General features: G+C 71.2%; 23 protein-coding genes and 1 pseudogene. 10 read left to right on the top strand and 14 right to left on the bottom strand.

From position 1 onward, the window contains the following. Positions 1-147 precede the first annotated feature (147 nt). Both ACGFNH_RS24220 and ACGFNH_RS24215 read left to right on the top strand, forming a co-directional pair. Positions 148-714, top strand: a complete 567-nt coding sequence (locus tag ACGFNH_RS24220) for a DUF2269 domain-containing protein (RefSeq protein ID WP_393656983.1) — start codon at positions 148-150, stop codon at positions 712-714. Further along, positions 711-1,589, top strand: coding sequence for a GNAT family N-acetyltransferase (locus tag ACGFNH_RS24215; RefSeq protein ID WP_393656981.1), 879 nt, complete (start codon positions 711-713; stop codon positions 1,587-1,589). The genes ACGFNH_RS24220 and ACGFNH_RS24215 overlap by 4 nt, the downstream gene beginning before the upstream one ends. Before the next feature lie 35 nt (positions 1,590-1,624). On the opposite strand, the gene ACGFNH_RS24210 is transcribed toward ACGFNH_RS24215, so the two are convergent. Continuing rightward, positions 1,625-2,857, bottom strand: a complete 1,233-nt coding sequence (locus tag ACGFNH_RS24210; RefSeq protein ID WP_393656979.1) for an MFS transporter — start codon at positions 2,855-2,857, stop codon at positions 1,625-1,627. A 230-nt stretch (positions 2,858-3,087) separates the two neighbouring features. Here ACGFNH_RS24210 and ACGFNH_RS24205 point away from each other — a divergent pair. From ACGFNH_RS24205 to ACGFNH_RS24195, 3 genes and pseudogenes are all read left to right on the top strand, one after another. Then, positions 3,088-3,546, top strand: a pseudogene (locus tag ACGFNH_RS24205) (MarR family winged helix-turn-helix transcriptional regulator); the annotation flags it as partial. Positions 3,547-3,752: 206 nt separating this feature from the next. Next, a complete protein-coding gene (locus ACGFNH_RS24200) occupies positions 3,753-4,205 on the top strand; it encodes a GNAT family N-acetyltransferase (RefSeq protein WP_393656977.1) in 453 nt (150 codons plus the stop codon). 103 nt (positions 4,206-4,308) lie between these two features. Further along, entirely contained in the window at positions 4,309-5,478 is a 1,170-nt protein-coding gene (locus ACGFNH_RS24195) for a winged helix DNA-binding domain-containing protein (protein ID WP_393656975.1), read from the top strand. Between the two features lie 92 nt (positions 5,479-5,570). Here the strand turns inward: ACGFNH_RS24195 and ACGFNH_RS24190 are convergent, their stop codons facing one another. Continuing rightward, entirely contained in the window at positions 5,571-6,995 is a 1,425-nt protein-coding gene (locus ACGFNH_RS24190; RefSeq protein WP_393656973.1) for a serine hydrolase domain-containing protein, read from the bottom strand. 130 nt (positions 6,996-7,125) lie between these two features. Here ACGFNH_RS24190 and ACGFNH_RS24185 point away from each other — a divergent pair, with 130 nt between their 5' ends. Next, positions 7,126-7,821: a class I SAM-dependent methyltransferase gene (locus ACGFNH_RS24185; protein ID WP_393656972.1), complete on the top strand. Its 696-nt coding sequence runs from the start codon at positions 7,126-7,128 to the stop codon at positions 7,819-7,821. Positions 7,822-7,969: 148 nt separating this feature from the next. Here ACGFNH_RS24185 and ACGFNH_RS24180 read toward each other — a convergent pair whose 3' ends face one another. From ACGFNH_RS24180 to dnaB, 6 genes are all read right to left on the bottom strand, one after another. Beyond that, entirely contained in the window at positions 7,970-9,187 is a 1,218-nt protein-coding gene (locus tag ACGFNH_RS24180) for a hypothetical protein (RefSeq protein ID WP_393656971.1), read from the bottom strand. 98 nt (positions 9,188-9,285) lie between these two features. Further along, the gene (locus ACGFNH_RS24175) at positions 9,286-10,080 is read right to left on the bottom strand and encodes a hypothetical protein (RefSeq protein WP_393656970.1); all 795 of its coding nucleotides are present in this window, start codon (positions 10,078-10,080) and stop codon (positions 9,286-9,288) included. A gap of 531 nt (positions 10,081-10,611) precedes the next feature. Continuing rightward, positions 10,612-12,135 carry a PLP-dependent aminotransferase family protein gene (locus ACGFNH_RS24170; protein ID WP_393656969.1) on the bottom strand — a complete coding sequence of 508 codons (1,524 nt, stop codon included), beginning with the start codon at positions 12,133-12,135 and terminating at the stop codon, positions 10,612-10,614. 14 nt (positions 12,136-12,149) lie between these two features. Continuing rightward, the gene (locus ACGFNH_RS24165; protein WP_393656968.1) at positions 12,150-12,896 is read right to left on the bottom strand and encodes a B3/4 domain-containing protein; all 747 of its coding nucleotides are present in this window, start codon (positions 12,894-12,896) and stop codon (positions 12,150-12,152) included. A 2-nt stretch (positions 12,897-12,898) separates the two neighbouring features. Next, on the bottom strand, positions 12,899-13,504 hold the full coding sequence (locus ACGFNH_RS24160; RefSeq protein ID WP_393656967.1) for a LysE family translocator: 606 nt from the start codon (positions 13,502-13,504) through the stop codon (positions 12,899-12,901). Between the two features lie 316 nt (positions 13,505-13,820). Then, positions 13,821-15,263 (bottom strand): replicative DNA helicase, encoded by a 1,443-nt coding sequence (gene dnaB, locus ACGFNH_RS24155; protein WP_393657563.1) that lies wholly within the window; start codon positions 15,261-15,263, stop codon positions 13,821-13,823. Between the two features lie 543 nt (positions 15,264-15,806). Between dnaB and ACGFNH_RS24150 the strand changes: the two genes are divergently transcribed. Then, positions 15,807-17,147 carry an MATE family efflux transporter gene (locus tag ACGFNH_RS24150; protein WP_393656966.1) on the top strand — a complete coding sequence of 447 codons (1,341 nt, stop codon included), beginning with the start codon at positions 15,807-15,809 and terminating at the stop codon, positions 17,145-17,147. A 683-nt stretch (positions 17,148-17,830) separates the two neighbouring features. Here the strand turns inward: ACGFNH_RS24150 and rplI are convergent. From rplI to rpsF, 4 genes are all read right to left on the bottom strand, one after another. Beyond that, positions 17,831-18,277 carry a 50S ribosomal protein L9 gene (gene rplI / locus ACGFNH_RS24145; RefSeq protein WP_393656965.1) on the bottom strand — a complete coding sequence of 149 codons (447 nt, stop codon included), beginning with the start codon at positions 18,275-18,277 and terminating at the stop codon, positions 17,831-17,833. A gap of 17 nt (positions 18,278-18,294) precedes the next feature. Next, positions 18,295-18,531 (bottom strand): 30S ribosomal protein S18, encoded by a 237-nt coding sequence (rpsR, locus tag ACGFNH_RS24140; protein WP_055472526.1) that lies wholly within the window; start codon positions 18,529-18,531, stop codon positions 18,295-18,297. A 60-nt stretch (positions 18,532-18,591) separates the two neighbouring features. Further along, positions 18,592-19,200: a single-stranded DNA-binding protein gene (locus tag ACGFNH_RS24135; RefSeq protein ID WP_393656963.1), complete on the bottom strand. Its 609-nt coding sequence runs from the start codon at positions 19,198-19,200 to the stop codon at positions 18,592-18,594. Between the two features lie 68 nt (positions 19,201-19,268). Further along, positions 19,269-19,559, bottom strand: a complete 291-nt coding sequence (rpsF, locus tag ACGFNH_RS24130) for a 30S ribosomal protein S6 (protein ID WP_360848225.1) — start codon at positions 19,557-19,559, stop codon at positions 19,269-19,271. A gap of 264 nt (positions 19,560-19,823) precedes the next feature. On the opposite strand from rpsF, the gene ACGFNH_RS24125 reads away from it, so the two are divergent. The 3 genes from ACGFNH_RS24125 to ACGFNH_RS24115 all read left to right on the top strand — a co-directional run bounded on the left by ACGFNH_RS24125 (position 19,824) and on the right by ACGFNH_RS24115 (position 22,578). Beyond that, positions 19,824-20,141 carry a hypothetical protein gene (locus ACGFNH_RS24125; RefSeq protein ID WP_393656961.1) on the top strand — a complete coding sequence of 106 codons (318 nt, stop codon included), beginning with the start codon at positions 19,824-19,826 and terminating at the stop codon, positions 20,139-20,141. Between the two features lie 159 nt (positions 20,142-20,300). Further along, a complete protein-coding gene (locus tag ACGFNH_RS24120; protein WP_393656959.1) occupies positions 20,301-21,419 on the top strand; it encodes a lipid II:glycine glycyltransferase FemX in 1,119 nt (372 codons plus the stop codon). A 127-nt stretch (positions 21,420-21,546) separates the two neighbouring features. Beyond that, positions 21,547-22,578 (top strand): alanine racemase, encoded by a 1,032-nt coding sequence (locus ACGFNH_RS24115; RefSeq protein ID WP_393656957.1) that lies wholly within the window; start codon positions 21,547-21,549, stop codon positions 22,576-22,578. A gap of 160 nt (positions 22,579-22,738) precedes the next feature. Here the strand turns inward: ACGFNH_RS24115 and ACGFNH_RS24110 are convergent, their stop codons facing one another. Both ACGFNH_RS24110 and ACGFNH_RS24105 read right to left on the bottom strand, forming a co-directional pair. Next, on the bottom strand, positions 22,739-24,214 hold the full coding sequence (locus tag ACGFNH_RS24110) for a glycosyltransferase family 87 protein (RefSeq protein WP_393656955.1): 1,476 nt from the start codon (positions 24,212-24,214) through the stop codon (positions 22,739-22,741). A 92-nt stretch (positions 24,215-24,306) separates the two neighbouring features. Continuing rightward, the gene (locus ACGFNH_RS24105; protein ID WP_393656953.1) at positions 24,307-26,913 is read right to left on the bottom strand and encodes a transglycosylase domain-containing protein; all 2,607 of its coding nucleotides are present in this window, start codon (positions 26,911-26,913) and stop codon (positions 24,307-24,309) included. Between the last annotated feature and the right edge of the window lie 68 nt (positions 26,914-26,981).

Genomic DNA, 26,981 nt, shown 5'->3' with positions numbered 1-26,981 from the left:
GGGCCGAGGTGCGCGAACGACGGGCAACACGGTCCCGGCAACGACGCCATCGCCAACCCGAGGGCACGGGCCTCCTACGGTGGGAGGCCCCGCGAATACTCCCGCCGTGCGACGACCGACGGCGCCGGGCCCGCGACCGTGGGAGCCATGAAGCAGCTCTCCCGCCCGGCCCGCCGGGCCCTCCTCGTCGTCCACGTCGGCGTGTCCGTCGGCTGGCTCGGCCTGACCGTCGGACTGCTCGCCCTCGGCATCACGGCCGCGATCACGGGTTCGGCGGAGACCGCCGAGGCCTCGTACCGCTCGATGCAGGTCTTCGGCGATTGGCTGATCCTTCCGATCGCGGTGCTGTCCCTCGTCAGCGGGCTCGTGCTGTCGCTGGGCACCCGGTGGGGCCTGGCCCGGTACCGCTGGGTGTGCACCAAGTTCTGGCTCACGCTCGTCGCGACCGCCGCCACGGCCTTCTCCCTCCGCCCCGCGATCGACGACGCCGCGCGAGCCGTGGCGTCCGCGGAGCCCGTCGGGGCCGCGGCGACCGATCTGGTCGTCGCGCCGTCCGTCGCCACGGCGCTGTATGTGTTCGTCACCGCGATCTCGGTGCTCAAGCCCTGGGGGCTCACCCGGCGCGGGCGTCGCGCACGCGACACCGGCCGTTCCTCCGGCGTTGACGCAGCCGGTCGGCGGAGGAAGGCCACGTCGGACAGCCTGGCGTCATGACGTTGCTGAGGACCGCACCGATCCGCCGTCTGTCCCGCGCCGACCTCCCCCGCTGCCTCGACCTCTCCGCCGGTCGCGGCCGGCCGAGCGACGACCGCACCTGGCAGCTTCTGCTGTCCGCCGGTGAGGGCTTCGGCATCGACGACCCGGACGGTGACGGTCTGATCGGATCGTTCGTCCTCACCCGCTACGGCCCCGAACTGGCGTGTCTGAGCACGGTGCTGGTCGCGGAGCGCCATGCGCGGCGCGGCCTCGGCCGCCGGCTGGTGGCCCGTGCGCTGGAGGAGGCGGGCGGCACACCGGTCTTCCTCTTCGCCACCGACCCCGGCCCCGGCGACTCCGACCGCCGCTGCGCCCTGTACGAGCGGTTCGCCTTCCGTACGGTCGGCCGCGCGACGGCGTACACCGGCCGCTTCCGGCCCGCGCCCGCCGCTCCCGGAGCGCCGGAGGGAACCCGCCGTGCGACCGGGGCCGATCTCCCGGCGATCCTCGGGCTCGATGCCGAGGTCTTCGGCTCGGACCGGATGCATCTGCTGACGCGGATGCCCGCGTTCGTCGATCAGGTCCGCGTCACCGAGGGGCCGGGCGGCCTGACCGGGTTCGCGGCCGCCCGGCGCTGGGCCGGTGCCACCGTGATCGGACCGGTCGTCGCCGAGGACGACCCGTCCGCGCGCCGGCTGATCGCGGACTTGGCCGTCCGTACGGAGGGAGAGATCCGGCTGGATCCCGACGCCCGCCACCGCGCGCTCGGGAAGTGGCTCGACGCCCGCGGTCTGGCGCCGCGCACGTCCAGCGCCGTGATGCTCCGCGGCGCCCTGGACCTGCCCGGGGATCATCGCCGTCGCTTCGCGCCGATGGCTGTGACGCTGGGCTGACGCCGCCCCGCCCCCTCCGTCGGGTAGGGGAAGCCTCAGCCACGAGCCGATGCGGCGTGCCTGGAGTCGTTCGTGCTCCCCGCCACGATGCGGCTGTCAGCGGCGGCGTCCTTGCTGTCGCCGCTGTTCCTGCGCTCCAGCGCCCCGGAGAGGAAGGCGAGCACAAGGGCGGAGGCGGCGAGTGCGGCACCCACCCAGTTCGGGGCCGTGTAGCCGAAGCCGGCCGCGATGACCATGCCACCCAGCCAGGCCGCCAGCGCGTTGCCGAGGTTGAACGCACCGATGTTGACGGCGGAGGCGAGGGTGGGGGCGCCCGCCGCCTGGTCCAGCACCCGCTTCTGCAGCGGCGGCACGGTGGCGAAGCCCAGGGCGCCGATCAGGGCGATGCTGACGGCGGCCGCGATCTTGTGGTGCGCGGTCACGGTGAACAGCGCCAGTACCAGGGCGAGGGCGCCCAGCGTCACGTACAGCATGGGCATCAGCGCCCGGTCGGCGAACCTCCCGCCGATCAGATTGCCGCCGACCATGCCGAGGCCGAAGAGGACGAGAAGCCAGGTGACGGAGGCGTCCGCGAAGCCCGCGGCCTCGGTCATCATCGGCGTGATGTAGGTGATGGCCGCGAAGACGCCGCCGAAGCCGAGGACCGTCATCGCCATCGCGAGCAGGACCTGGACGTTGCGGAACGCGGCCAGTTCGTGGCGGAGCCGTACGCCCTCGGGACGCGGCTGCCGGGGGACGAGCCGGGCGATACCTGCCAGGCCGAGGACACCGAGCCCCGCGACGATCGCGAAGGTGACGCGCCAGCCGAGGTTCTGGCCGACCAGAGTGCCGAGCGGGACGCCTACGACGTTGGCGACGGTGAGACCGGTGAACATCATCGCGATGGCTCCGGCCCGCTTGTGCGGGGCGACCAGGTCGGCGGCGACCACCGAGCCGATGCCGAAGAACGCGCCGTGCGCGAGCGAGGCGAGCACCCGGCCCGCGAGCATCACGCCGAAGGCGGGGGCGAGCGCCGAGAGCACGTTGCCCGCGATGAACAGTCCCATCAGGAGCATCAGCATCCGCTTCCGCTCCACTCGGGTGCCGAGCACCGTCATCAGCGGCGCACCGATGACGACTCCGAGGGCGTAGCCGGTGACCAGGAAACCTGCGGTGGGGATCGAGACGCCGTAATCGGCGGCGACCTCCGGCAGAAGCCCCATGATCACGAATTCCGTGGTGCCGATACCGAAGGCGCCGATGGCCAGCGCCAGGAGTGCGAGCGGCATGAGTAGCGCCCTTCCTGCATGGTGTGATGCGCGTGCTTGTTTCCGGCGTTGACAATAATTGCAGACGCTGCCTATTTGCAAGCGCGGGATATTGTGAAGCTGGCCTATCCTGGTCGCAGGGAGCGCGAGCGCCGGGAGAGAGCGGTACCGGCCCGTCGCGTGCCGGCCCCGGGACGAACACGGGCCCGCGCCCGGCCGCGGACAGGACAAGACACCCAGGAGGGCACCGGATGACCGAACCGGAGCGGGACGGGCAGACAGCGCCCGAGCGGTACCTCGCCCAGAACTGGTGCGCCCTGTCCCTGCTGCACGGCAGGATCGAGGCGCACATCGAGCGCGCCCTGCAGGCCGCGCACGAACTGAGCGTCCGCGAGTTCTCCGTCCTGGACGTGCTCAGCGGACAGCACTCCGGCGAGGGCGGCCATCTGCGGATGAACCAGCTCGCCGACTCGGTGGTGCTCAGTCAGAGCGCGACGACCCGCCTGGTCAACCGCCTCGAGGACCGCGGACTGCTGACGCGCTACCTCTGCCCCACCGACCGGCGCGGCATCTATACGGAGGTCACCACCGCGGGCCGGAAGCTGCTGGATGCCGCCCGCCCGACGAACGACCATGCGCTGCGCGAGGCACTGGACCAGGCCGCGAAGTCACCGGAGCTGGCTCCGCTCGTGGCGGCGGTGGAGGGACTCGGACCGGGGTCGGTTCCGGTCCGGCGGGTACCAGGCCACGATGCGGAACCGGAGCCGCATGGACGGTCCGGCCGGATCGAGCCCGCCCCCGCGTAGGGCACGTACGGGGGGCTGCCGAGGGCCACGGCCACCTCACGCATCCGTCCTGCCGCCCCACAGGCCGCACCGCGGGAAGCCGTCCGGGCGACGCCCCGTAGCCTGCCCGCATGAGCGACCTCACCATCCGTCCGGCGGTCCCGGCCGACGTACCCGCCATCGTCGCGATGCTGGCCGACGACCCGCTCGGCGCGCAGCGCGAGTCCCTGGACGAACTCGCCCCGTACCACCGGGCCTTCGAGCGGCTGACGGACGACCCCAACCAGCGGCTGGTGGTCGCGACCCGCGACGGCCGTACGGTCGGCACGCTCCAGCTCACCCTGATCCCCGGCCTGTCCCGGCGCGGTGCCACGCGTTCGATCATCGAAGCCGTACGCATCCACGCCGACGAGCGCGGGAGCGGCCTCGGAAGCCGTCTCATCGAGTGGGCCGTCGAGGAATCACGGCGCCAGGACTGCCAGTTGGTGCAACTCACCTCGGACGCCAGCCGGACCGATGCCCACCGTTTCTACGAGCGCCTCGGCTTCACGGCCTCCCACGTCGGCTTCAAGCTCGTCCTCTGACAGCTCTCGCCTCACAGCGCTCACTGCCGGAGTGCCCTGCCGCGCTCGTGCTCCGGCGTACGGTGAGCGGAGGTGGGCCCGGCGGGGATCACGGAGGCAGGCGATGAGCGGTGGGCGGTGGATCGGCGCCGAGGAGCGCCGCGCCAGGATCGGCGTCCGGCACCGCCTCGCCGCGTCCCACCGTGCCGCCACCGCCGAGGAGACCGCGGACGCGGTCGTCGGCCTGCACGCCACCGATGCCGCGACGGTCTTCCTCTCCGCCGGTGCCCGGCTGACCTCCCCCGCGGTGACGGAGGTGGAGCGCGCGCTCTACGAGGACGTGACCCTGGTGCGGCTGCTGTGCATGCGTCGCACCATGTTCGCCGTCAGCGGGGACCTGGCTCCGGTGGTCGAGGCATCCCACGGCCGCGCCATCGCCGCGAAGGAACGGGCCACCCTCGTACGGCACTTGACGGAGTGGAACACCTCCCTCGACGCCGCCTGGCTCGCCGACGCGGAACGGGCCACGCTCAGCGCCCTCGACGGCCTCGGTGAGGCGACCGGCAGCGAACTCTCCGCGACCGTCCCCGCCCTCCGGCAGAAGATCACCGTCTTCCCCGGCACGTCATCCGAGACCATGCAGGGCGTCGCCACCCGTGTGCTGCGCTGCCTCGCGGCCGACGGCCGGATCCGCCGCTCACGGCCGCGCGGGGCATGGACGTCGAGTCAGTTCCGGTGGGTGCCGGCCGAGCCCCTGCCCGCGCTCCCCGAGGACGAGGCCAAGGCCGAACTCGCCCGTCGGTGGCTCGCCTCGTACGGTCCGGCGACCGAGGCCGACCTCGCGTGGTGGACCGGCTGGACGCTCGGCGCGACGCGCGAGGTGCTCAACGCAGTGGGCACCGAGGAGGTCCGTATCGACGAGGGGACCGGTCTGGTTCTGCCCGGCGACGACGCGCCCGCTCCGGAGGTCGAGCCGTGGGCCGCGCTGCTCCCGGGGCTGGATCCGACCGCCATGGGCCGGCGCCACCGCGCCTGGTTCCTCGCGGACGAGCACCGCCCTCCTCTCTTCGACCGCAGCGGCAACGTCGGGCCGACGGTGTGGTGGAACGGCGAGGTCATCGGCGGCTGGGCACAGCGCCCGGACGGCGAGATCGTGTGGCGGCTGTTCACCGATCGGGGGCGGGCAGCGGCGGAGGCGGTGGAGCGGGAGGCCGCGCGCCTGGCCGACTGGACCGCCACGGCCCGGATCACCCCGAGATTCCGCACTCCGCTGGAGCGCGAACTCGCGGCCTGATGGTCGATACGGCGACCTGTTTCACGTGAAACATGGCGTGACGACCGCGTGCTGATGGCGTGCGTCCTCCGCGCTCGGCCGACCGCCCCTCGTTACGACGCGGACGGGGCGGGCCGCCACCCCTCCGGGTCGACACCCCCGGGCACCACGGCCCCCGGGTCGTACGGCCGGCGCGTGAACACGAAGGACCCCAGGTCGAGATGGGTCACGGCGCCCGCATCCCCACCGTCCGCACCACGCACCGCGCGCAGCGTCTCCCCCGCGTAGTAGCCGTCCAGCCCCGTCCAGGTGTCACCCTCCTCGGCGCGGAAACGGGATGCACGGCCCGCGCCCGACAGGGGCACCAACTCCAGCCCGCGCCCTGCCGTCAGACGCACCAGAAACGGAGCCGGACCCCAGTACCAAGGGCCGGTGAGCTCCAGCAGCCCGTGATCGACGTCGGGCAGCGGCACCCACGGCGCGGGAATCCGGGGTTCGTGCTCGGCGGTGATCCGTACGAGGTCGGAGGCGAGCCCGCCGACGAGGGGACCGGAGGTGGAGTTGGCCATCGCGATCCCGGCCAGGCCGTCCTCGACACTCACCCACAGCGTGGCGAGGAATCCGGGCAGGGAACCGGTGTGCCCGACGAGCGTGCGCCCGTTCCTTCGGACGAGCTGCAGCCCCAGACCGTAACCGGCGTCCAGGCTGTCGGCATCCGGCGCGGACGCGGGCCTCCGCATCTCGGCCACGGTCGCCGGGCTCAGCACCCGCGCGTCGCCCTCGGCGAGGAAGCGCGCCCAGCGGCCGAGGTCCGCGGCGGTGGACCACAACTGCCCGGCGGGAGCCATCAGTCCGAGGTCCTCGGCCGGTTCGGGCAGCAGGACGTCCGCCCACGGGTGCACGGCCCAGCCCTCGGCGTACGGCGACCGGGGCTGTGCGGACGTACGATCCATGCCGAGCGGCGCGAGCACCTCGCGCCGGAGTACCGCCTCCCAGGGTTCTTCACGCAGCCTCTCGACGAGCGAACCGAGCACCGTGTAGCCGGGGTTGGAGTAGTGGTGCACCCGCCCGGAGGGGTGCAGCAGCGGATCCTCGCCGAGGACGTCGGCGAGGTCGGGGCGCAGCGAGCCGGGGGTCCGTTCCCACCAGGGGCCGGGTGTCTCGGCAGCGAGGCCGGAGGTGTGCGCGAGGAGTTGAGCGATCGTCACCTCGCCCACGCCGACGGTGTGGGCGGCGTCGGGGAGGTGCTTCTCCAGGGGGTCGGCGAGGTCGAGCACTCCCTCGTCGCGGAGCCGCAGGACGAGAACAGCCGTGAAGGTCTTGGTGAGGGAACCGATGCGGTACTGCGTATCGGCGTCCGGCTCGGGGCCCGCCGGACTGCCGTCGACCGAACCGCGGACTCCCGTCCAGACCGTCCGCCCCTCCCGGACGACGGCCCCGACGACCGACGGCGCACGCCCCTCGGCCTGGGCGGTCGCGATCCGGTGCTCCAGAGCCCGGCGGGTGGACGGCAGCAGTTCTTCGAAGGGTTCGCTCATGGAGCCCACTTCTACCGCCACGTCCTGTCCCGCGCACCTCCGTTCCGCTGTCCAGGACGCCGTGTTGGCGCTCATACGTCCTCGCATACGCTGCGGGACACGGACGGATGTGATCGGAGGCGGAGCTGCCATGACGGGAACGGACCCCCGACGGGACCCGGACGAGGACGCCAGGCGGCTGTCGGCCGAGTCGCTCGCCGACGACGATCCCACCGGCTGGTTCGAGCGTCTCTACGCTGCTGCGGAAGGGGGCGGGGCGATCGTGCCGTGGGACCGCGGCGGGCCTCACCCGATGCTCGTGGAGTGGCTGCGGGACCGGCCGCGCCCGGCCACCCGGAAGCGGGCCCTCGTCGTCGGCTGTGGCCCGGGCTTCGATGCCGAACTGCTGGCGGGGTACGGGTTCGACACGACCGCCTTCGACATCTCGGCCTCCGCGATCGCCGCCGCCCACCGCCGGTTCCCCGGCTCGGCCGTCCGCTACCGGGCCGCGGATCTGCTGGATCCGCCCGCGGAGTGGCGGGGGGCCTTCGACCTCGTCGTCGAGATCCTCACGGTGCAGGCCCTTCCGGATCCGGTCCGGCGAGCGGCAATCGACCGTGTCGCGGAGATGACCGGTCCCGGCGGGACCCTCCTCGCCATCGCAGCCGCCCGCGACGAGGACGGCGCCCCGGAGGGCGGGCCTCCATGGCCGCTCACGCGGCGAGAGATCGATGCCTTCGCCGCCGGGCCTCTGGAGGCGGTACGGGTCGAGGACGTCCGCCTGTCCGGTGAGCCCGGCCGGCGACGCTGGCGGGCGGAGTTCCACCGCCCGCGCCCCGCCGCGTAGTTCGGACGCGGGACCGCCCGCGGCAGCGGGTTCGTGAACTGCTTCCGCACACGCCGACGGGCGGCCCCCTCCCCAAAGGGGGTCGCCCGTACGGTCAGTGCTGTGCGTGGTCCTCCGCCGGAAGGAACCTCTGAGGCGTCAGTCGCGCTCAGGCAGTGAAGCCGCCGAGGGAGGGCGCGGCCGGAACGGCGGCGAACGAGGGCAGGTCCGCCGGAACACCGGGGGTGGCAGGCACGGCCGGGACGGCCGGGACCGCACCGAAGGCCGGCAGGGCCGGGATGTTGGCGGCGTCGGTCAGGTCGGCCGGAACGGCGGTCGGGGCCAGGGTCTGAACACCGGAGGCGGCGTTGCCCGCGACACCCTGCGCGTCGGTGGCGATGGTGATGACCAGGCCCTGCGCGTACGGGCTCACGTCGGCCACGACACCCTGGGCGAACGGGGTCACGTCACCGGCGACACCCTGCGCGAACGGGGTCACATCGGCCACAACGCTCTGGGCGAAGGGGGTCACGTCGCCCGCGATGCCCTGCGCCAGCGGGGTCACGTCACCGGTGACACCCTGGGCGAACGGCACCGTGCGGCCCGTGGCGTTGCCCGCCAGCTCGCCGACACCGCCGACGGCCTCCGCGGCGACCGGAACGACCTTGATGACGATCTTGTGGGCGACGGGGGGCAGCACGTCGGTGGCGACCTGGTCCACGGACGGGCGGACCGTGGCCACGGCGCCCTGGGCGGTGGCGGTGAGCTGCTCGGGGCGCACGCCCGCGGCGGCGAGACCGCTGAGCAGGTCATCGGTGTTGGGGGCGGAGGGCACGGCCGGGGTGGTGGGCAGACCCTCGGGCAGCTCCGGGGTGACCGGAACAGCCGGGACGGCGGGAACCGCGGGCACGGCGGGAACCGCGGGGACGGCCGGGGCGGCGGGCAGCTTGCCGGTCACGTCGCCGGCGGCGGGCAGCTTGCCCTTGGTCGCCTTGCGGGCCTCCTTGGAAACCTTGTCCGTGACCTGCTGGTGGTCCGCGACGTCGCCGAGGCCGCCACCGGTGACGGTGCCCAGCGTCTCCTGGACCGTGCCGGTCACGCCGTCGGCGGAGGGCAGGCCGCCGCGCAGCGTGCCGGTGACCTTGTCGGTGGTGCCCCGGACGGTCTCCTGGGCGGTGCCGGCCGCGTCACCCGCGGGCAGCTTCTTCGTCACGGTGCCGGTGGCGTCGCCGGTCAGGCCGGACGTGGTGCTCTTCACCGTGTCGGTGACGGAGCCGGTGTCGGGAACCTCGGGCAGCTCGGCCGCGGAGGCGGCGGCGGTACCGAGGGCCCACAGACCGGAGGCGGCAGCGGCGACAAGGATGGAACGGCGGATGTTCTTACGCATGAGGGGGGATCCTTCGAACTCGGACTCACGGGCTTCAGGGATGGGCAGACCTGTTCCGCCCCCGCGCGGCAGGTCCTATAGCGGGGGAACGGCCTGCCCTAGCCCGGGAATTCGAGAATTTCGGAGGATCGGTCGCGCGTCGGCGTCGTGCTCGCCGCGCGGATCGCGCCGGCCACGAGGCCGATGCGCGGGGCGCCGGACGCGGTGGCGGCGTTCGCGTCCCCACCACGGGGACCGTTGCCGTCTCCGGCGTGCTGGGACGCCTGCCCGCCGACGGGAGCGGGCGCCGAGGGCAGCTGCATCGGCAGCCCGCCCCGGTTCTCGTCCCCACCCGTACGGGCCTGCTCCGTCGCACCGGTGCCGTTGCCGGACACAGCGGTGGGACCGGTGAGCCCGGTGCCGGAGGTGTGGGTTCCGGCGCCGGTGGTGCCGTCCTGGCCGGCCGGGGCGTGCCCGGTCTGGCGTCCGGTACCCGGCCCGCTGTCGCCACCCCGGTCGTTCTCGGGGAGGTCGACCGGAAGACCGGCGGCGTCGGTGGTGTCCTCGACGAGGTCACGGACGGGGCGGGTGATGCGCTCCGTCCGGTCGGTGATCGGGCGCACCGTCTCGGCGACGGCGTCCTTCACGGCCTCCCGGCGCTCCGCGGACTTCTCCGCTTCGCGCTCGGCAGCCTCGGAGAAGTGCTTCTTCGCCTTCTCGTGCATCTCGGAGGCGGGTGCGAGCAGCTTCTCGGCGCCCGGCGAACCGTCGGACTCCGCGGCGTGCGCGCTGCCTCCGAAGAGGAAGGCCAGCCCCATCAGACCCCCGAGGAAGAGGGTCACGAGCAGCGCACGCCGCGCCATCGCCGTGCGCGGCAGGCGCACAGCTCCAGGCAGGGCGAACGATGCAGACACGGGGTGGGACCTTCCCTTACGGAAACCACTCGTTCCGGATGACGGGAGGATCCTTGCACGATCGGCAGGGGTCGGCGCAAGCCCCCTGTTACCGATGCGTCGTCATGTCCGGTATCTGAGGGGGGCATCGGGTGTTCGTACACGTCTTCTGATTCCGATTCAGGTTCCGCTTCCGGTCCGTGCTCCGGATTACCGACCCGACACCCCGGTGACACAGCGGTGAAACGTATCTGTGCACGGTGTGGACGAGACCCTCAGCACGTTCCGGATCCGCTCCCGTAAGGAGGCCGGAATACAGTGGAAGGCGCGGTCGCGGACGGGGGCGAGGACAGGATCGAAGACGGTGTCGAGGCACCGACGACGAGATCGCAGAGGTCCCGGAGGACGAAGCCACCCTCGCGTTCGGCCCGCTCGAACCGGCGCTCCCCGACTACGCCCGCGCGTAGGGCCGGTGGAGCGTGGCGCCGAACCAGGTGCCGTACGGAGCTCCCAAGCGGCAGGTCTTCCGCGCTGCCGAACGCGGCGCGGGCCTCAGGCCAGCTCGCGCAGCGCCTCGCCCAGCGCCGCCACGCCTTCGGCGACGACGCCGGGCGGGCAGGCCGCGTACCCGAGCACGAGGCCGGCCGGACCGGGCAGTTGCCGGTGCCACGACAGCGGCTGGCACTTGACGCCGCGCGCCAGCGCCGCGGCGGCGAGGTCGGTGTCGGGCACGTCCTGCCTGTACGTGACGGTCAAGTGCAGGCCGGCCGCCGCACCGTGCACCACAGCACCGGGCACATGCTCGGCGATCGCTCGGATCATCGCGTCACGGCGCCGGCGATGGCGGCCCCGCAGCATCCGTAGATGCCTCTCCAGGTCGCCCGACTCCATCAGCCGGGCGAGGACCAACTGCGGCAGCACAGCGTTGCCCAGATCGGTGAAGCGCTTGGCATCGGTCAGCGCATCGCGGTAGGCGGGCGGTGGTACCACCCAGCCGATGCGCAGTGCGGGCGCGAGCAGCTTGGAGACGCTGCCCATGTAACACACGCGGTCGGCGAGCAGCGCGCGCAGGGCGGGGACGGGCGGCCGGTCGTAACGATGCTCCGCGTCGTAGTCGTCCTCCACGATCAACCCGCCGTCCGCCACCCAGCGCAGGAGTTCACGACGGCGCTCGCCGCTCGTCACCACACCCGTGGGGAACTGATGGGCCGGCGTGAGCAGCACAGCGCGGGCGCCGGTGGCACGCAGTGCGTCGACCCGTACGCCGTCGTCGTCCACCGGTACCGGCGGAGTCACCAGCCCTCCGTGCTGCAGGTGCCGGCGGGTGCCGAACGACCCGGGTTCCTCGACCGCGACGGTGTCGATGCCGTCCGCCCGCAGAACGGGGTGGACCAGGGTGAGCGCCTGCGCGATACCGGCGACCACCAGCACCTCGTCCGCCTCCACCCGGATACCGCGACTGCGTGCCAGCCAGTCGGCGACGGCGCGGCGCAGGGGTGCGGCGCCGCGCGGGTCGCCGTAGCCGAGTTGCTCGGCGGACATCTCGGTGAGGACGGCCCGCTCGGCACGGAGCCAGGCCGCGCGGGGGAAGGCCGCGAGATCGGGCTGTCCGGGAGTGAGGTCGACGCGGGCGCGGGCGGATCGCAGCGCGTCGAAGACGCCGTCGTCGGGTTCGCCCGTGAACAGCACACCGGGCACGGTCCGTTGGCGGGCATGCGCGGCCGGGCCGGGCGATGGCTCGGATGCGGCAGGAGCGGCGGGTGGCCCGAGGGGCACCGCGACCACCACCGTGCCACCACGTCCGTGCCCCTCGACATGACCGTCCTCGGTCAGTCGCCGGTACGCCTCGGTGATCACCCCGCGGGACACGCGCAGTTCGGCGGCGAGTACGCGAGTGGGAGGCATCCTGCTGCCGACCGGCAGCCGGCCGTCCGCCATCGCCTGCCGCAGTCGCCCGGCAAGCCAGTCCGCCTTGCCGGCAGCGGGCACATCGGCGGCGTCGAGCTGCAGGAAGTCCGAGCCGTACGCCGCGGCTCCGCCGCCTCCCGCCCGTGCTTCCCTGCTCACCGGGCCCATGGTGTCACGCGACGCTACGGCGCCGGCGCTCCGGAAGCGGACGGGGCGTGGAGCACGAACTCCGGTGCGGACCGGGTGAGGACGGCTGCCTCGGGGGCGGTAACCCCATGTGCGGCCAGTTCGTCCGAGACGCTCGTCAGCAGTTCCCGCACCACCTCCGCCCCGCCGTGGTGCATGGCCTCGGCCACCACGAGGACCCGGCGAGTGCGGGTGGCAACGGCGGAGTGTGCGCTCTGCCGGTTGGTCCAGCGCCGCGCGTGCGCCTGTCCGGCGGTGTCGGCGAAGATCACCTCGCCGGGTGCGGGGTGCTCGCTGCCGCCGCCGAAAGGCACGTAGTCCTCGTCGCCGCGGGCGTAGCGCACTTCGAGCGACGGGCCGGCGACCCGGTCGGCGTCGAGAACCGCGACCGGGACGGCGTACGCGGCCGAGATCGCGTTGCACAGGTCGACCACCGGATGGATGCGCGGCAGTGATCCCTCCCTGCGCAACCGACGCAGCAGCGCCTCCGCGGCGCACCGGTACTGCGTCGGCTTCAAGCCCATCCGGGCGAAGGCCCTCCGCCAGGCCTGCACTTCGGGCAGATCGCTCTCGGTGGCGCCGCCGAGCCGGGCCGTGGCGCGTGCGGTGTAGGCGTCGACGCGGGAGCTGACACCGGCGGATGCGTCGACGTCGGCGCGGAGCACATCGACGTCGGCAACGAGCACGCCGGCGGAGAGCTCGGGGTGATCGGACCAGATGACGTCCGCGTGCCGAAATCGCATGCTCACGCCACCGCCAGCCGCACACCCAGGCCCACGAACCCGGCAGCGAACACCCGGCGCATGACGGTCATCACCCGCGGCCGGGCCAGCACACGGTCGCGCACAGCGGCGGCGCACCACCCGTACCCGACGAAGACGACGAGGGTCAGCGCCATGAAGACCGCGCCCAGCCGGAGCATCGCCGCGGAGGAACCCGACTGGCCTGTGGGGACGAACTGCGGGAGGAACGCGACGAAGAACATCGTGAGCTTCGGGTTGAGGACGTTGACCAGGACCCCGGAAGTGATCACGCGGACCGGGGAGCGTGGCCCTTCCTCGGCGGCGACCGCCAACGCCTCCTTGTCGCGCAGCGTCGCCCATGCCATGTACAGCAGGTATCCGGCGCCGAGGTACTTCACGATGTCGTAGGCCAGGTCACTGGTGCGCAGCAGTGCGGAGAGCCCGGTCACCGCCGCGGCCAGATGGGGAACGATGCCGAGGGTGCAGCCGAGAGCGGCGACCGCACTCGCGCGCCGGCCGTGGGACAGCCCGGCGGCGAGGGTGTACACCACACCGGTGCCGGGAGTGATGACCACGACCAGGGTGGTCAGCAGGAACGCGATACTCACGGGAACCTCCGCAGACGTCAGATCCCCTCACCCTGCCGCGGTCACGGCCCTGCCCACAGAGCCAAAGTGCCCAGGGTTGAGTGGTCCATAACTGGTCCGGAGGTGGTCCGGAGGTGGTCCGGAGGTGGTCGAGGGAGTGGCTTGGCGGGATGAGGCCGAGCAGTCGGGACAGGCAGACTCCGCTGCCCGCTGCCCGCTGCCCGCTGCCCGCTGCCCGCTGCCCGCTGCCCGCTGCCCGCTGCCCGCTGCCCGCTGCCCGCTGCCAGCGAACGACCGCGTCCCCCTGAACGGAGCCAGCCCCTCGACGTCACGTCCCTCAGGTCTGGGCCATGTCGACGAAGCGCGAGTAGTGGCCCTGGAACGCGACGGTGATCGTGGCCGTCGGGCCGTTGCGGTGCTTCGCGACGATCAGGTCGGCCTCACCCGCGCGCGGCGACTCCTTCTCGTACGCGTCCTCGCGGTGCAGCAGGATGACCATGTCGGCGTCCTGCTCGATCGAACCCGACTCACGCAGGTCCGACACCATCGGCTTCTTGTCCGTCCGCTGCTCCGGGCCACGGTTGAGCTGCGAGAGCGCGATGACCGGAACCTCGAGCTCCTTGGCGAGCAGCTTGAGGTTACGGGACATGTCCGAGACCTCCTGCTGGCGGCTCTCGGGACGGCGGGAGTTGCCCGACTGCATGAGCTGCAGATAGTCGATGATCACCAGCTGCAGATCGTTGCGCTGCTTCAGACGGCGGCACTTGGCGCGGATCTCCATCATCGACAGGTTCGGCGAATCGTCGATGTAGAGCGGCGCCTGGGACACGTCCGGCATACGGCGGGCGAGCCGGGTCCAGTCCTCGTCGGTCATGCTGCCCGAGCGCATGTGGTGCAGGGCTACGCGTGCTTCGGCGGACAGCAGGCGCATCGCGATCTCGTTGCGCCCCATTTCGAGGGAGAAGATCACGCTGGGCAGATTGGCCTTGATCGAGCACGACCGCGCGAAGTCCAGCGCCAGCGTCGACTTACCCATCGCGGGGCGGGCCGCGATGACGATCATCTGGCCGGGATGCAGACCGTTCGTCAGCGAATCCAGATCGGTGAACCCCGTCGGCACACCGGACATCTGGCCGCTGCGCGAGCCGATGGCCTCGATCTCGTCGAGAGCGCCTTCCATGATGTCGCCGAGCGGGAGGTAGTCCTCGCTGGTGCGCTGCTCGGTGACGGCGTAGATCTCGGCCTGGGCCGTGTTGACGATGTCATCGACGTCGCCGTCGGCCGCATACCCCATCTGTGTAATACGGGTGCCCGCCTCCACGAGGCGGCGCAGCACCGCGCGCTCATGGACGATCTCGGCGTAGTACTCGGCGTTGGCGGCGGTGGGGACCGACTGGACCAGCGTGTGGAGGTACGAGGCCCCCCCGACGCGGGCGATCTCGCCGCGCTTGGTCAGCTCGGCGGCAAGGGTGATCGGGTCGGCAGGCTCGCCCTTGGCGTAGAGGTCGAGGATCGCCTGGTAGATCGTCTCGTGCGCCGGGCGGTAGAAGTCGCTGCCCTTGAGGACCTCGACCACATCGGCGATGGCGTCCTTGGAGAGGAGCATGCCGCCGAGCACCGACTGCTCGGCGTCGAGGTCCTGGGGCGGCACGCGCTCGAAGGTCGTGCCGCCGCCTCCACCCGACCATCCGTCGGAACCGCGGTCGTGCCGCTCGCCGGATCGGCCGCCGCGCTCGTCGCCGCGTGAACGGGAGGCGGGGAGGCGGTCGCTGGGTCCCATGTCAGCCGCCCATGGGTCTTCCGTCTCCTGCTGGCTCACCCCGACACCTCCTCCCGTACGCGACGCGGGTCGTTCCGCCCCCGTGCACCCCTGAACGTCGTGCCTCTTTTCTTAGGGCACGCCTCTGACAAACAAGATGGCCCGGCTCCGGTTACGGCTCCACGGTCCGAGGGTCCGGAGAAAGCCCCCGGACGGGCACTACGAGGCCGGAACAGGCGGCGGGCGCCGCACTACGGTAGGGCTGTCGCCACCGTCAGCCAAGATGGTTATCCACAGGCCATGTGGACGACGGGGCCCATCCTGTGGAGAAGGCCGCCGATCCTGTGCACAGCACGGGGGACGACGCTGTGGACAAAGACACGATCACCTTTCACCTACTGCCCTGAGCTGCGGTTTTACCGTCCACTGGCTGTGCAGAAGAAAAACTTTCCCGAGCGGGGCAAGATCGCGACAAACGGCGCACACAAGATCGGCACAGATGAACTCAGGTAAGGAGTGCCAGCCGATTGCATCTCTTACCTGTGGAAGATTACATTGACGCCCATGACCTTGGCTCCCTCGACCGAGAAGCGCAGCCCGCGCCGCCACGACCGCGAGATCGTCTCCCTCGCCCTGCCCGCCTTCGGGGCCCTCGTGGCGGAACCGCTCTTCGTCATGGTCGACAGCGCCATCGTCGGGCACCTCGGCACCCCGCAGCTCGCAGGTCTGGGCATCGCCGCCGCGCTGCTGCTGACCGCCGTGAACGTGTTCGTCTTCCTCGCCTACGCCACAACGGCCGCCGTGGCACGGCGCGTCGGCGCGGGCGACCTCCCCTCCGCGATCCGGCAGGGCATGGACGGGATCTGGCTCGCCCTGCTCCTCGGTGCCGTCCTCGTCGCCGCGGCCCTCCCCACAGCACCGGCACTGGTCGACCTCTTCGGCGCCTCCAGCACCGCGGCACCGCACGCGGTCACCTATCTGCGCATCAGCGCGCTCGGCATCCCCGCGATGCTCATGGTGCTCGCGGCCACCGGCGTCCTGCGCGGCCTGCAGGACACCCGCACCCCGCTGTACGTCGCCCTCGGCGGCTTCACCGCGAACGCCGCCCTCAACGCCCTCCTGGTCTACGGCGCCGGACTCGGCATCGCCGGCTCCGCGTGGGGCACGGTCATCGCCCAATGGGCCATGGCCGCGGCCTACCTTGCCGTCGTCGTGCGCGGTGCCCGGCGGCACGGCGCCTCGCTGCGCCCCGACGCCGCGGGGATACGGGCTTCGGCGCAGGCCGGAGCTCCGCTGCTGGTCCGTACGCTCTCGCTGCGCGCGATCCTGATGATCGCCACCGCGGTCGCGACCCGGCTCGGTGACGCCGACATCGCCGCACACCAGATCATCCTCACCCTCTGGTCGCTGCTCGCCTTCGCGCTGGACGCCATCGCCATCGCCGGACAGGCCATCATCGGCCGCTACTTGGGCGCGGGGGACGTGGCGGGGGCGAAGGCGGTCTGCCGCCGCATGGTGTGGTGGGGCATCTGGTCGGGCGTCATCCTCGGCCTTCTGGTCGCCGCGGGCAGGCCGTTGCTGCTGCCGGTGTTCACCAGCGACTCCGCCGTGCACGAACTCCTGCTGCCCGCCCTGCTGGTCGTCGCTGTCACCCAGCCCGTCTCCGGTGTGGTCTTCGTCCTCGACGGGGTGCTCATGGGCGCGGGCGACGGGCCGTACCTCGCCTGGGCGATGATCGTGACCCTGGTTGTCTTCGCTCCGGTGGCGCTCGCCGTGCCGAGCCTGGGGGGTGGCCTGACCGCGCTGTGGTGGGTGATGGGCCTGATGATGCTCGTCCGGATGCTCACCCTGGCCTTCCGTACCCGTTCGGGCCGCTGGCTCGTCACGGGCGCCGTCCGCGGCTGAGGCTCCAAGGCCCCCGCCCGGGGGACGGCAGCACTTCGCCCAGCCGGGCGGGCAGGGCGGCCCCGTCTGCCGCCGGGCGGGGCAGCCCTGAACCGGGCACCCTGAACAGGGCGCATTCCACGGTGCGTTGGCGCATTGCGCGCGTTGGCCCGCGTTGGCCCGCGTTGGCCCGCGTTGGCCCCTATCGGCTCAGGTGCTCGTAGGTCCGGGCCGACGGGAGAACGACTCGGACCGCCCGGAGCAGCCGCGCAGGGAGCACGGAGCACGGAGCACGGAGCACGGAGCACGGAGCACGGAGCACGGAGCACGGAGCACGGGGCACGGGGCACGGGGCACGGGGCACGGACCAGCCACGCATGACCGGCCCCGGCGGAGCGCCATGCCAAGCCTTCCGTGACCGTGCTGCTGGAAGGGCCGCACCATAAGGGACCGAAGAGCACGGTTCGAAGAGGGCGACAGCGACCGGGAGTCCCAGCGGCTCGTCCCAGGCCGGTCGGGTGCCGGTCAATCGGCCGGTCGACCTACCGGCACCGGCTTCAGCGGTGTGCGCCGCGCACCGTGGCGGCGTGGCGTACGGCGCAGCGACCGCGGTCCGGCTCGACGCCACCCTCCGCCCTGGACCACAAACGAAGGGCCGCACCCAACGGGTGCGGCCCTTCGTCGCGTTGTACCGAACGCAGCGGTTACGCCGTGACGACCTCGACCGGGACCGTCGCGGAGACGTCTGCGTGCAGACGCACCGACACCTGGTGCGCGCCCAGGGTCTTGATCGGCGAACCGACCTCGATGCGACGCTTGTCCACGTCCGGACCACCCGCGTCCTTGATCGCCGAAGCGATGTCGGCCGGGGTGACGGAGCCGAAGAGACGACCGGCCTCACCCGAGCGGGTGGCCAGGCGGACCTTCACGGCCTCGAGCTGCGCCTTGACCGCGTTGGCCTGCTCGATCGTGGCGATCTCGCGGATCTTGCGACCGCGGCGGATCTGCTCGACGTCCTTCTCGCCACCCTTGGTCCAGCGGAGCGCGAACCCGCGCGGGACCAGGTAGTTGCGAGCGTAGCCGTCCTTGACGTCCACGACGTCGCCGGCGGCACCGAGGCCGGAGACCTCGTGAGTGAGGATGATCTTCATGATTCGGTCACCCTCCCTTAGCGAACAGTCGAGGTGTAGGGCAGCAACGCCATCTCACGGCTGTTCTTCACGGCCGTGGCGACGTCACGCTGGTGCTGGGTGCAGTTGCCGGTCACCCGGCGGGCACGGATCTTGCCGCGGTCGGAAATGAACTTCCGCAGCAGGTTCGTGTCCTTGTAGTCGACGTAGGAGATCTTCTCCTTGCAGAACACGCAAACCTTCTTCTTCGGCTTGCGAGCAGGCGGCTTCGCCATTGTCTCTCTCCAGTGTGATCAAGAAGTTTGTGCTGGTCGCCCTGACCAGGCCGCACGGGCCTAGAAGGGCGGCTCGTCCGAGTAGCCGCCACCGGAGCCGCCGGAGCCACCGGGGCTACCGCCCCAGCCGCCACCGCCGCCGCCCTGCTGGCCGCCGGCCGGTGCGCTGGTCGCCCAGGGGTCGTCGGCGGGAGCCCCGCCGCCGCCCTGCTGGCCGCCACCGGGGCCGCCGCCCCAGCCGCCGCCACCCTGGCCGCCACCGCCACCGCTACCGCCGCCGAAGCCGCCGCCCTGTCCGCCGCGGCCGGTGGTCTTGGTGACCTTGGCCGTGGCGTTGCGCAGGCTGGCGCCGACCTCGTCGACATCGAGCTCATAGACCGTGCGCTTGACGCCCTCGCGGTCCTCGTACGACCGCTGCTTGAGGCGGCCCTGCACGATCACGCGAGTACCTCGTGTGAGGGACTCGGCGACGTTCTCCGCCGCCTGACGCCACACCGAGCACGTGAGGAAGAGGCTCTCGCCGTCCTTCCACTCGTTGGTCTGGCGGTCGAAGGTGCGGGGAGTGGACGCGACGCGAAACTTCGCGACCGCCGCACCGGACGGGGTGAAGCGCAGCTCTGGGTCGTCGACGAGATTGCCGACGACGGTGATGACGGTCTCGCCTGCCATGGGTGAACCTCTCGGCGGGTGTTGCTGGCTGCTGTGCTACTCGAACCCGACTGACGCTGAGCTTCTGCTCAGTGGGTGTCGGGGCGGAGGACCTTGGTCCGGAGGACCGACTCGTTCAGGTTCATCTGACGGTCGAGCTCCTTGACGGCCGCAGGCTCGGCCTGCAGGTCGATGACCGAGTAGATGCCCTCGGGCTTCTTGTTGATCTCGTACGAGAGACGACGACGGCCCCAGGTGTCGACCTTCTCCACCTTTCCGTTGGCCTCACGGACCACGGAAAGGAAGTTCTCGATCAGCGGGGAGACAGCGCGCTCCTCGAGATCGGGGTCGAGGATGACCATCACCTCGTAGTGACGCATGTGGAACCCACCTCCTCTGGACTCAGCGGCCACGGTCTTTCCGTGGCAGGAGGGTCGTAATGCGTAGCACGGTATCGGCTGCCACTGACAGCGCGGTCCGTCCCGTGTAGGGGACCTCCGGCGGCCAGGACAGACACCTGTGCAGACGGTACACAGTACCTGCACCGAGCCTTCCGGTTGAAATCCGGCCTGGGGTGGCCGCAATCTGTACACATCGGGTGTGTGCGGCGCTACAGTGCGCCGCCCTTCGCCAGGAGGTGCCCCATGGCGCAGCCAGTTCGTCAACACCACGGCCCCCTATCCGCAGTCAGTTCGGTGCTCAACAGCGACGGCAAGGCCCACCCCGTCGAGAACACCCTCGTAGCGGCGACGCTGGTGCTGGGCGTGGTGGCGTTTGTCACCGCGCAGTTCAGCAGCCTCCACATGATCGCGTCCTGGACCGGTCTGGTCGGGGTGCTCACCGGCGCATGGGGCCAGATGATCTCTGCGACCACGAGCGAGCGCTTCCTGCTCATCATCGGCCTCGGCGCTGCCGCGGTCGGCTTCTACCTGGGCATGTCCCGGGGCGGGTTGTTCGGCTAGTACGGCCGGCAGGAACAGCGGGGAGCAGTCCGATCCATCGGGGGACGGCACCCGGACTGCTGGACCGTCCCCAGGGGGGCACAGGCCCTGGCGCAGTAGGCTTCCCGGCGAGAGCCGGAGCCCCGACCCTGGGGACACACCTGCCGAGGAGCGCCCCGCATGAGCCTGACCCTGAGGACCATCAGCCGCGAGCAGCATCTGGCGTACATCCAGAGCCTGCCCTCGGCCAGCCACATGCAGGTCCCGGCATGGGCCGACGTGAAGGCTGAGTGGCGCTCGGAGAGCCTCGGTTGGTTCGACCAGTCCGGCCAGCTCGTCGGCGCCGGGCTGGTCCTCTACCGGCAGCTCCCCAAGATCAAGCGGTACCTCGCCTATCTGCCCGAGGGCCCGGTGATCAACTGGTTCTCGCCGAACCTCGAGGACTGGCTCCAGCCGATGCTCGCGCACCTGAAGCAGCAGGGTGCCTTCTCCGTGAAGATGGGCCCCCCGGTCGTCATCCGCCGCTGGGACGCCGCGGCGGTCAAGTCGGGGATCCAGGACCCTGATGTGAAGCGACTGCGCGACGTCGAGGCGACGTTCATCGAACCGCGCGCCTTCGAGGTCTCCGACCGGCTGCGCCGCATGGGCTGGCAGCAGGGCGAGGACGGCGGCGCCGGATTCGGTGACGTCCAGCCCCGGTACGTCTTCCAGGTCCCGCTGGAGAACCGCTCCCTGGAAGATGTCCTCAAGAGCTTCAACCAGCTCTGGCGCCGCAACATCAAGAAGGCCGAGAAGGCGGGCGTCGAGGTCGTCCAGGGCGGTTACGACGACCTCCCCGAGTGGCAGCGCCTCTACGAGATCACCGCTGAGCGCGACCACTTCCGCCCCCGCCCCCTCGGCTACTTCCAGCGCATGTGGACGGCCCTCAACTCCGAGGACCCCAACCGGATGCGGCTCTACTTCGCCACGCACGAGGGCGAGGCCGTCGCAGCCGCGACCATGCTGATCGTGGGCGGCCACGTCTGGTACTCCTACGGAGCCTCCGCCAACCACAAGCGCGAGGTCCGGCCCTCCAACGCCATGCAGTGGCGGATGCTGCGCGACGCCTACGCACTCGGGGCCACCGTCTACGACCTGCGCGGCATCAGCGACTCCCTCGACGAGAGCGACCACCTCTTCGGGCTGATCCAGTTCAAGGTCGGCACCGGCGGCGAGGCGGCCGAATACCTCGGTGAATGGGACTTCCCGCTCAATAAGCTGCTGCACAAGGCGCTCGACATCTACATGTCCCGCCGCTGATCCCACTGACCCCGACGACCTCGCTGCCGGCCCGCCCGGCAGCACCGCCGCCGAGGCAACCATCCCCCACGCTCTCCGCTTCATATCTTCTATACACCGCAGCCACGAGAGAGGTTCCGTACCGGCTATGGCGCTCACCCTCTACGTCGACACCGCACGCTGGCGGGCGCATCAGCAGAAGGTGATCCAGCAGTTCCCCGGCATCGTCCCGGTCTGCAAGGGCAACGGCTACGGCTTCGGTCACGAGCGCCTGGCCGACGAGGTCGGCCGGTTCGGCTCCGACATGATCGCCGTCGGCACCACCTACGAAGCCGCCCGCATGAAGGACTACTTCAGCGGCGACGTGCTCGTCCTCACACCCTTTCGGCGCGGCGAGGAGCCCGTCCCGCTGCCCGACCGCGTCATCCGCTCGGTCTCCTCCGTCGAGGGCGTCCACGGCCTCGTCGGGGCGCGCGTCGTCATCGAGGTCATGAGCAGCATGAAGCGGCACGGGGTCAGCGAGCAGGACCTCCCGATGCTGCACGCCGCGATCGAGGACGTACGGCTGGAGGGCTTCGCCATCCACCTGCCCCTGGACCGCACCGACGGCTCCGACGCCGTCGAGGAGGTCATCGGCTGGATGGACCGGCTGCGCACCGCCCGGCTGCCGCTGCACACCATGTACGTCAGCCATCTGGCCGCCGACGAACTCGCCCGCCTCCAGCAGCAGTTCCCGCAGACCCGCTTCCGGGCCCGTATCGGCACCCGCCTCTGGCTGGGCGACCACGATGCCACCGCATACCGCGGAGCCGTCCTGGACGTCATCCGGGTCGTCAAGGGCGACCGCTTCGGCTATCGCCAGCAGAAGGCCGCCGCCGACGGCTACCTCGTCGTCGTCGCCGGGGGCACCTCCCACGGCGTGGGCCTGGAGGCCCCCAAGGCGCTCCATGGTGTGATGCCGCGTGCCAAGGGTGTGGCCCGGGCCGGTCTGGCGACCGTCAACCGCAATCTCTCGCCGTTCATGTGGGCGGGCAAGCAACGATGGTTCGCGGAACCGCCGCACATGCAGGTCTCCCTGCTGTTCGTGCCGCTCGAGGCGCCCGAGCCCAAGGTCGGCGAGGAACTGGTGGCACACCTGCGGCACACCACGACGCAGTTCGACCGGGTCGTGGACCACTGAGGCCGTTCCTCCGGCGCCATGCAACCGAGGCCGTGCAGCCCTCGGCCCGTTCATCGACCCCGAGGCCGTACGCCGACCCGCTGGGGCCGTTCAGGGACCGCTGAGGCGGTTCCCCGGCATGCTGGGCTCCCGGCCGCCCCGCACGCAGCGGGGCCCGCGCTCAGACCGAGCCGCCTCGCTGCGCCGTGCCCCACTGCACGTGCGTGCCCTCGTGGTGCGCCGCGTGCCGCGCGTGCCGGCGGTGGCCGAGGACCACGGCGTCCGGCGCCCCGTCGAGCACACCGCCCGAGGGGTCGTCGGAGCCGTCACGGCGTACGGGGTCCCGCTCGGGCATCAGCACGTCCCGGATCACCACGAGGCACAGGTACAGCGTCCCCAGCAGGTGCAGCAGGACCGCGAACTGGTAGCCCTCCAAGGGCAGTCCGTGGTGCTTGTCACCGCTGGAGGTGTACGCCAGGTACATCCAGATCCCGGTGAAGTAGAGGACCTCGCAGGTCTGCCAGATCAGGAAGTCGCGCCACCGCGGCCGGGCCAGCGCCGCCAGGGGGATGAGCCACAGCACGTACTGCGGTGAGTAGACCTTGTTGAGGAGAATGAAGACCGCGACGACCAGGAAGGCGAGCTGCGCGAAGCGGGGGCGCCGCGGGGCGTACAGCGCGAGGGCGCCGATGGCGGCGCACAGCAACAGGGTGAGCGCCGTCGCCCAGGTGTTCGCGCCGTCCAGCGGGCTCCCCGTGCGCTGGGAGATGATCAACCAGAACGAGCCGAAGTCGACCGGCCGCTCCTGGCTGAAGGTGTAGAACTTCTGCCACCCCTCGGGCGCGATCGCCATCACCGGCAGGTTGACGACCAGCCACGCGCCGGCCGCGCCGACCGCAGCCGTGCCCCACGCGCGCAGGCGCCCCGCACGCAGGCACAGCACGAGCAGCGGCCCGAGCAGCAGTACCGGATACAGCTTGGCGGCCGTCGCCAGCCCGATCAGGATCCCGGCGGCCAGCGGCCGGCTACGGGACCACATCAGCATCGCGGCGGCGGCGAGGGCGACCGCGAAGAGGTCCCAGTTGATCGTGGCGGTCAGCGCGAAAGAGGGCGCCAGGGCGACGAGCAGGGCATCCCAGGGGCGCCTGCGGTGCGTACGGGCCACGCAGACGGCGATCACCGCGGCGCAGGCCATCAGCATGCCCGCATTGACCAGCCAGTAGATCTGCTCGCGGTCCACGATGGACCCGCCTCCGGGCGTGAGCCATGAGGCCACCTCCATGAAGAACCCGGTCAGGACCGGGTACTCCAGGTACTCCATGTCCCCCGGCAGCCGGTCGAGGTACGGGGTCAGGCCGGAGGCGAACCCGCGGGCGTTGTAGAGGTGCGGGATGTCGGAGTAGCAGGCGTGGGTGTACTGGCTGGTGGCGCCGAAGAACCAGCCGCCGTTGTAGCAGGGCAGCTTCTGCACCATGCCCAGCGCGAACATGCCGATCGCGATGAGCGCGATGACCCGTACCGGTGTCCACCAGCCGGTGCCCGGCAGCATCCGCCGCCCGGCAGGGCCGCCGATCAGCTCGCTTCCGGCAGCGGCCACCGGATCCTCCGCTGTGGGCCGTACGGGCTGCCGGCGCCGGTCCTCGTGCACGCTCGTCATGCGCCACATATTGCCGCACGCGCGCCGACGACGAAGCCCCCGCCCGGTCGGACCGGGCGGGGGCGATGTCGTACGGCGGTCGGCCGCGGCGGTCACTCCCGGCGCGTACCTGTCGGGCCGCCGAAGATTCCGCCGCTGTCGTTCCCACCGGACGGTGGCGTCGGCGTGCCCGAGGGCCCGCCGTCGTTGCCTCCGTTGTTGCCGTTCCCGCCGTTGTTGTTGTTGCCGCCGTTGGGCTGGCACGCCGGGTCGAAGACGCTGCAGCTGTCCGAAGGGCTCGGCGACGTCGACGGCGTCCCGCTGGGCGACTCCGTGGGCTCCTCGGACGGAGAGGCCGTGGGCGTGTCCGACGGCGTCGGGGTCGGCGACGGGGCGCCGGCCTGGTCGACCGCCGGACCGATGGGCTCCGGCTCCGGGAAGGGAAGGTTCTCCTTGCCCTTGAGCGCCGCCTTCATGTAGTCGGTCCAGATCTCGGTCGGGATGGCACCACCGTGGATGGAGTCGAAGCCACCCGTGCCGTTCATGGAGAGCAGCTTCTTGCTCTCCGGATCGTTGCGGAACATGGCGACCGAGGTCGAGAGCTGCTTGGTGTAGCCCACGAACCACGCCGACTTGTTCTCATCGGTGGTACCGGTCTTGCCGGCCGCGGAGCGCCCGAGCGCCTTGGCCTTCTGCGCGGTGCCGTTCTCGATGACGTTCTCCAGAACCTTGGTCACGTTGTTCGCGATGTTGTTCTCGAGAGCCTGCTTCGGCTTGGGCGCGTCGAATCCTTCGAGCTCCTGACCCTCCTTCTCCACCTTGGTCACCGAGTACGGCTCGATGTGCTTGCCGGAGGTGGCGAAGGTGCCGTAGGAGTCGGCCATGCGGATCGCGCTGGGGGTGGACGTACCGAGCGAGTAGGACACGTTCAGCTTGTCCATGCTCGCCTCGAGGATGCCGGTGTCCATGGCGACCTGCTTGACGTTGCCCAGGCCGACGTCCACGCCGAGCTGCGCGAACGGGGCGTTGACGGACTGCTCCATCGCCTTGTTGAGCGAGATGTAGCCCCAGGGCCGCTCGCTCTCGTTCTTCTGGCGGAAGGGCTGGCCGTCCGGGCCGGGGATGGCATCGCCGTTGCGGTCCTTGATGACGAGCCGGTCGTTGCCGTTGTACTTGCTCGTGGCCGGGATGCCCTGACCGTCGCTGTCGTATTTGCCGTACTTCATCGCCGCGGCCAGCACATACGGCTTCCAGGTCGAGCCCACCGGGACACCGGAGCTGTCCGCGTTGTTGCTGAAGTGGTTCTCGTCGTACCCCTCGCCGCCGTAGAGCGCGACGATCTTGCCGTTGTTGGGATCGACCGACGCCCCGCCGAACTGCACGAACTTGTCCCGCGCGCGCTTCTTGTTGTCGAGGTAGGTCTTGCGTGAGGCGTTGACCGACTTCTCGAGCAGCTCGGTCTTCTTCTTGTCGAAGGTCGTGTGGATCTGGTAGCCGCCCTTGGACAGGTCGTCCGGGCTGAGGTTCGTCTGCTTGACGACGTACTTCTGCGCCGTCTCGACCAGGTACCCGTTCTGGCCGGACAGGCCCTTGGCCAGCTTCGGGTCCTTCGGCGTCGGGAAGCCGTCGGCGAGGATGCGGCTGCGCTCGGCGGCGCTCATCCTCTTGACCTGGACCTCACGTCCGAGCGTCCAGGCCCACCGCTCCTCGGCGCGCTGGGTGTTGAGCGCCTTGGTGGCGTTGTCGCCGATGCCGCCCGCCGGGTCGTAGAAGTTCGGGCCATTGAGGACAGCCGAGAGGAAGGCGCTCTCGCTGGCGGTCAGATCGTCGCAGTCCTTGTTGTAGTACGCCTGCGCGGCCGCCTGGATGCCGTAGGCGCCGCGGCCGTAGTAGGCGGTGTTCAGGTAGCCCTTGAGGATCTGGTCCTTGGTGAGATCCGAGTCCGCCTTGATGGAGATGAAGAGTTCCTTGACCTTGCGCGTGAGCGTCTGCTCCTGGGAGAGCATGGCGTTCTTCACGTACTGCTGCGTGATCGTGGAACCGCTCTGGGTGTCGCCGCCCCGGGCCATGTTGAACACGGCGCGCGCGATACCGATGGGACTCACACCGGAGTCTTCATAGAACGTGGCGTTCTCGGCGGAGATCACCGCGTTCTGCATCGACTTGGGGATCGAGGTGATCGGGACGATCTGGCGGTTGACGTCGCCACCGGTGGCGGCCATCTGGGAGCCGTCGGACCAGTAGTAGACGTTGCTCTCGGACGTTGCCGCCTGACTGGGGTCGGGCACCTTGACCACGAAGGCCAGGGCCAGACCGGCAGCGCCGATGATCAGCGCGAAGAAGCCGAAGGCCGAGCCGGCGATGAGCTTCCAGGACGGCACCCAGCGCCGCATCCCGGTCTTCCCGGCGCGCGGGTAGTCGATGAAACGCTTCGTCTGCGGCTCGCGGGCCATTGCTCGGCGTGCGGCTGCCCGTCCGCCCGCCTCGGCGGCCGCGCCGTCCGCGGCCCGACGCCTGCCGCCGCCGGTTCTCTGGGCGGCACGCCGGGCCTCCGCGCGCCCGCCGTAGGAATGCGTATCGCCGACCGGGCCCGCGCCGGACCGGTTGGCGCCGCGCTGAGGTGCGGCTCGGCGGCCGGACGGAGGCTGCCCGGCCCCGCGCCGGGCCGCGGCGCGTCCACCGCCATGCGACTGCGGCGGCTTGCGACGGTGCTCGCTCATGGAACTGTGACTCCTCGGGCAGGCGCTATCGCCTGAAAGCGACAGATGACTTCCGATTCCCCCGGCGC

Source organism: Streptomyces sp. NPDC048639 (assembly GCF_043199075.1).
Taxonomy (GTDB): Bacteria; Actinomycetota; Actinomycetes; order Streptomycetales; family Streptomycetaceae; genus Streptomyces.
This window is presented reverse-complemented; position numbering and strand designations above follow the sequence as displayed.